Source organism: Leucobacter sp. M11 (genome assembly GCF_035726885.1).
Taxonomy (GTDB): domain Bacteria; phylum Actinomycetota; class Actinomycetes; order Actinomycetales; family Microbacteriaceae; genus JAPFRB01.
In genome coordinates this window covers 413806-419461 of sequence record NZ_JAPFRB010000003.1, presented here as the reverse complement: position 1 = coordinate 419461, position 5656 = coordinate 413806, and the positions used below count along the sequence as shown (strand labels likewise).

The 5656-nt window shown below is 74.8% G+C and carries 5 protein-coding genes; all 5 read right to left on the bottom strand.

Annotation, left to right across the window (positions count from 1 at the left end; translation table 11 throughout):
- Window positions 1-178: pyroglutamyl-peptidase I family protein (locus OOT08_RS19160; protein ID WP_442916236.1), on the bottom strand; the 178-nt coding region annotated here is incomplete at its 3' end.
- A gap of 19 nt (window positions 179-197) precedes the next feature.
- Window positions 198-1415: a glycerate kinase family protein gene (locus OOT08_RS10315; RefSeq protein ID WP_325092564.1), complete on the bottom strand. Its 1218-nt coding sequence runs from the start codon at window positions 1413-1415 to the stop codon at window positions 198-200.
- A gap of 126 nt (window positions 1416-1541) precedes the next feature.
- Complete coding sequence (locus OOT08_RS10310) at window positions 1542-3083, bottom strand: SLC13 family permease (RefSeq protein WP_325092563.1); 1542 nt, start codon at window positions 3081-3083, stop codon at window positions 1542-1544.
- Window positions 3080-3739 carry a response regulator transcription factor gene (locus OOT08_RS10305; protein ID WP_325092562.1) on the bottom strand — a complete coding sequence of 220 codons (660 nt, stop codon included), beginning with the start codon at window positions 3737-3739 and terminating at the stop codon, window positions 3080-3082. The genes OOT08_RS10310 and OOT08_RS10305 overlap by 4 nt, the downstream gene beginning before the upstream one ends.
- Window position 3740: 1 nt before the next feature.
- Window positions 3741-5498, bottom strand: a complete 1758-nt coding sequence (locus OOT08_RS10300) for a sensor histidine kinase (protein ID WP_325092561.1) — start codon at window positions 5496-5498, stop codon at window positions 3741-3743.
- Between the last annotated feature and the right edge of the window lie 158 nt (window positions 5499-5656).

Sequence of the window (5656 nt, the reverse complement as noted above, 5' to 3'; positions counted from 1 at the left end):
GGTGCTGCTCGATGAGCGCGTCCAGGCTCGGCCCGACCCGATCGGTGGCCACGGGGAGCACGGCGGAGACCACGGTGTGCCCGGCGATCTGCTGTCCCTGGAGCGCGGCCGCGGCCTGTCCGCTCGGGTTGAGCGTGTTCGTGCCGAAGGCCCCGAAGCCCGTGATGAGAATCGTCATGCCCCGACGCTACCGCGGCTCAGGCGGCCACGGCCAGCGCCCCGCGGGCGGACAGGGCGGAGCCGAGCAGGATGAGGCGCATGCTTCGCTCGGCGGCGTCCCGGAGCAGGACCTCGCCCTGTTCCACGGCGTCTTCGAGGGGCATCGGCACCGTGAGGATCGAGGCGATCGCGTCGATGCCGATGTCGTGCACCGCGGGGGCTCCCGCGCCGAGGGACCCGGCGAGGCCCAGCACGGGCACCCCCGCGTTGCGGGCGCGGAGCGCGATTTCGGCGGGCACCTTTCCCTTCGGGGTCTGGAAGTCGATGGCCCCCTCGGCGGTGATGACGAGGTCGGCCGCGGCGATCATCGCGTTGAGGTCCACGGGGGCGACGCTCGGGTGGAGGAGCACCTCGAAGCGGGGGGCGAGTCGCGCGCCGAGGACCGCCGCCAGCCCCGCGCCGAGGCCGCCGGAAGCGCCGGTGCCGGGGCCGCCGCGCACGTCGAGCCCGGCCGCGTGCGGGGCGCTGCGCTGGAGGAGCGCGGCCCAGGCGTCGAGTGCCGCGGCCAGGTCCTCGACCTGGGCCGGGGTGGCGCCCTTCTGCGGGCCGAAGACCCGGGCGACACCGCCGGGTCCGCAGAGGACGTTGTGGACGTTGCAGGCGAGCACGATCTCGACCTCGCCGAGTCGCGGGTGCAGCCCGCGGAGGTCGAGGCTCGCGGCACGGGCGAGGGCAGCGCCGCCCGCGGGGAGCTCCCGCCCCTCGGCGTCGAGGATGCGTGCGCCGAGGGCGCGGAGGGCCCCCGCCCCGCCGTCGCTCGTGCCGGAGTCCCCGCAGCCGACGATGATGCGGCTGGCGCCGTCGTCGAGGGCGGCGGCGATGAGTTCGCCCACGCCCGCGGTCGTGGTGCGCCCGGGGTCGCGCCGGTCGCGGGGCACCAGTCGGAGCCCGGCCGCCGAGGCCATTTCGACGACGGCGGTGCCGCTGGCCCGGCCACCGAGCCGGGCCCAGTGTGCGGCGACGGCTTCGCCGACGGGGCCAGTCACCATGAGCGGCATGAGTTCGCCGCCCGTCGTCCCCGCGAGCACGGCGGCGGTGCCCTCGCCGCCATCGGGGACGGGGTACTCGTCCACCTGGATGCCGGGAATGACCCGGCGGATTCCGGCGGCGATTGCGCTGGCGACGACCTCGGCGCTCAGGCTCTCCTTGAAACCGCTCGGGGCGACGAGGATGCGCTGCGGGGTGTGAATGGACATGGGAACCTCCGGGATATTTCGGGTGTGGACGGGGCCGGGTGGCCCGTTTTCGGGTGCGCCGAGCACCGGGGGGCTCTCCCCCGGGGACGGGTGGTTGCGTGCGGGAGCGCCGATGGCGCGGTCGGGTTAGCTGACGAGCGGGAGCCCGAGTGCGGGCCACAGCCAGAGCGAGCAGGCGGCGATGAGGACAAACAGCAGTGGGGCGAGCCAGGCGGAGAGGCGGAGCAGGTCGGCGGGGTCCACCGCGCCCGCACCGAGCTCGGGGTCGGAGAACATCGCGACGGGCTTCGCCGAGCTGGGCAGGGTGAGGCAAAAACCGGCCGCCGCGGTGGAGGCGAAGGCCGCCGCCGCGGGGTCGATGCCGAGCCCGGGCGCGATCGCGATCACCACCGGGATGAGCGCCGCCGAGCGGGCGGAGCGGGACTGGATCACCAGGTGGGCCGCGAGGGAAATCGCGATGACGAGGCAGAGAAACACGATCCCGGCGCCCGCGCCCAGCAGGCGGACGGGGCCCAGGGCGCTCTCGCCCAGCCAGGCGGCCGCGCCGGTGTCGGTGAGGGCCTTGCCGAGGGCCAGCGTTGCGGCGAGGAACAGGAGCAGGTTCCACGGCACCCCCGTGACCGCGCGGCCGAGCGAGGTGACGCCGACGGCGGGCAGCGTGATCGCGATCGCGCCGAGGAGCGCGACGACCGCGGGGGCAAGGCCGTGCAGGGGCTCCGAGCACCACAGCGCGATGACCGCGAGAAGGATCGACAGCGCCCGGCGCTCCCCCGCGCCCAGCGGTCCGGTGACGGGGCCGGGCGCGACCGCCCGGATGTCTGAGAGGTCGACCCGAAGCTGCGTCCGCCGCTCAGCGCCCCGGGTGAAGCGGAGCAGGATCAGCTCTGCGGCGAGGTGCGAGGAGAGCACGGCGAGCGGCAGGCCAAGCACCGCCCACTGTAGGAAGGAGATTCCCGTGCCCGTGGCGCTCGCGAGGATCTGGCTCGTGATGAGGTGCGCCCCGGCGCCGAGCAGGGAGCCAACGGCCGAGAGCAGGATCACGGTGGGAAACAGCAGGCCGAGGCCGCGCAGCACCGAGGCGCGCCCGGGCAGAGCCGCGGCGATCGCCTGGTACACGGGGCGGGCGAGGGCCGCCCGGCCGCTCGTTGCGGGGATCGCGAAGGCGGTGAGGATCAGGGCCGCGGTCAGGCGGTGAAACAGGCCCCTTGGGGTGCGCGCCCGGGTGACGAGCGCGGCCGCCGCGCGCAGGGCAAGCCCGGAGGAGGCGACGCCCGCGGCGATGATGCAGGCGCAGATGAGCAGCCAGATGGTGTCGTCGCCGAGCGCGGCGAAGAAGGTGTCCGCGGGCAGCGCGCCGAACACGATGAGCGCGGCGGCCGCGAGGAACGCGATCAGGGTGTCGTCGAGCGGGGTGAAGATCCACCCCCACACGGCAAGCAGGAAGATCGCGAGCGTGATCGCGCCGGGCAGGCTGAGCGCGTGCGCATCGGCCGCGCCCCCGAGGGTGCGCAGCAGGGCCGGGGCCACGAGGAGCGCTCCCGCGAGGAGGGCGAGCACCCCGGAGACGAGCCGGCGGGCGCTGCGGGGCGCACGGGCGGGCCGCGGTGGGCCGCCCGGGGCCACGCGCCGGTTCGCGGGCGGCGTGGTGGCGTAGCGAACGGCGCTCATCGGAGCCGGTATCCCGCGCCGCGGACCGTTTCGATTCGGTCCGGTCCGATCTTGCCCCGCAGCGCCCGCACGTACACGTCAACGACGTTCGAGGCGGGATCGAAGTCCGCCCCCCAGACGTGTCCGATGAGCTGGTCCCGGGAGAGCACCTGGCCGGGGTGGCCGAGGAAGACCTCCAGGAGGGCGAACTCGCGGGCCGTGAGCTCCGTGTTGCGCTCCCCGACGCTGACCCGGCGGGCACGGACGTCCACGCTGAGGTCACCGTGGCTCAGGAGCGGCCCGGGGGCGCGCTGCTCGCCGTCCCCGATCCGCAGCCTGACCCGGGCGAGCAGCTCGGCGAACTGGAAGGGCTTGGTGACGTAGTCGTTCGCGCCACCCTCCAGGCCGCGCACGGTGTCGATCACGGAGTCTCGGGCCGTGAGGACGATGATCGGCACGGTGACGCCCTCGCCGCGCAGGTGGCTCATGACGGCGAAGCCATCGATGCCGGGCAGGCCGATGTCGAGCAGGAGCAGATCAAAGTCGCCCGCGCGGGCGAGGAGCAGCGCGGTTTCGCCGTCCGCGACCGCGGTGACCTCGTACCCGGCTCCGCGCAGCCCGCGGGTGACGAAGGAGGTGATGTGAGGATCGTCCTCGGCAATCAGGATGTGTCGCACGCTAGCGCTCCTTCGGGGCATTGTCGGCGGCTCGCTCGGGGGCCGAGCGTTCCTCCGGGGCGGAGTGGAGTTCGGGGGCGGAGTGGGTCTCGGGGGCGGAGTGGGTCTCCGGGGCGGAGTGGGTCTCCGGGGCGGGGTGGGTTTCCGGGGCGGAGTGGGTTTCCGGGGCGGCATCGGCCTCCGGGGCGGGCAGGTCCAGCCCGAAGGTGGCGCCCTCCCCCGGCACGCTCTCGAGCCAGGCGGAGCCGCCGTGACCGTCCGTGATCGCCCGGACGATGGCGAGGCCGAGCCCCGCCCCGTGCCGGGGTGCGGGACCGGCGGTGTCGCTGCGGTGCCCCGCACTCTGCCCGCCGTGGGCGAAGCGCTCGAAGATGCGCTCGGCGTCGACCTCGGCCACGCCGGGCCCCTCGTCCCGCACCCAGAGCCGCAGGCGGCGCTGCGCCCCCTGCCCGCTGATGTGCGAGCCGATCCGAATCCGGTCCCCGTCGCGGGTGACCTGCACCGCGTTCGCGGCGAGCTGGAGCATGGCCTGGGTGACCCGCTGCGCGTCCAGCACGACGGGCCCCTCGGCGACCTCCATGAGCTGCCAGCGCCGCTCGCCGAGGGCCTGCGCCTTCGCCTCAATATCCAGGGTCAGCGCGGCAATGTCGTGCTCACCCGGGGTGACGAAGTCGGGCTGCTGGGCACGGGCGAGGACGAGGAGGTCGGACACGATTCGGCTCATCCGGGCGAGTTCCTCGGTCACGAGCCGCAGGGTCTCCCGACGCTCGGCGGGATCCTCGCTCAGGAGTTCGAGGTGGCCGCGGACCACGGTGATGGGGGTGCGCAGCTCGTGCCCGGCGTCGTCCACGAAGCGCTGCTGGGTGCGGTGCGCCTCCTCCAGGCGATCCAGCATCAGGTTGAACGTGGTGGCCACGGCGGCGATGTCGTCGCCGCCCGTCACCGGGACGCGGGCGGTGAGGTCGTGTTCGCCGATGTCCCGGGCCACGCGGTACACCTCACGGATCGGGGCGAGGATCTGCCCGGCGACGAGCCAGGCGACGCCGGTGCTCAGCAGGAGCCCGGCGAGCGCCACCCAGGCCAGGGTGCCCACGGCCTGGTCCACCTCGGCACGGGCCTCCCGGGTGAACTGCGTGATGAGCAGCGCGCCGCGGTCCTCGCCGAGGGTGAACTCCACTCGGCCCCAGCGGACGGGACCGTCCGCACCGAGCTCCGCGGTGCCGGAGCGGCGCGCGGCCTCGGCCATCGTCGCGAGCTCAGCGGGCTCGGCGGCCGGGTCCCAGCCCGCGTCCCCGAGCCCGGAACGGACCCCGGCGATCGCCTCGCCGCGCAGGCCGATGAGGACCTCGCCCTCGTGCACGGCCTGCTGATCGAGGTAGGCGGCCAGGAGCCGCTCCGCACTCGCGAAGGGCGCTCCCGTGCTCGGGTCGACCCCCGTGCTCGCGAAGCGGGAAAACTCGTCCGCCTCCTGCTCGATGCTCGTGTTCGCGGCCACCTCGATGGAGGCCAGGCTGAGGCTCCGACCGATCATGCCGACGGCGAGCAGGGTGAAGAGGGTGCTGAGCATGATCCACGCGGTGATGCGCCAGCGTGCCGGGAGCACGGTGGCCCGCAGGGGACGCAACCGGTCGGCGGCGGGCCGCTCGCCCCGGGCGGTTGCGGAGGAGGACGACCGGGACGACGTACCCTGAGCTTCGCTCTCGCGCTGCGGCGGGCCGAGCGGGCGGGGGAACGCTGCCGTGGGGGTGCCGTCGGCCACGGCGGTGAGCCGGGCGGTCGGCGTCGGTGCGGCGCTCTCCGTCCGCGGCGGCGTCGTGGGCATCGGCGGCGTCGGCGCTGCCGAGGGCTGGGCGTCAGTCATCGTCGCCCCAGTCGGCCCCGTCATCGCCGTCGTCATCGCCCCAGTCGTCGCCGCTC

What these genes read in the sequence shown, in the direction of transcription:
- OOT08_RS10315 (WP_325092564.1), bottom strand. Translation starts at nt 1,415, where the DNA reads ATGTCCATTCACACCCCGCAGCGCATCCTCGTCGCCCCGAGCGGTTTC.
- OOT08_RS10310 (WP_325092563.1), bottom strand. Translation starts at nt 3,083, where the DNA reads ATGAGCGCCGTTCGCTACGCCACCACGCCGCCCGCGAACCGGCGCGTG.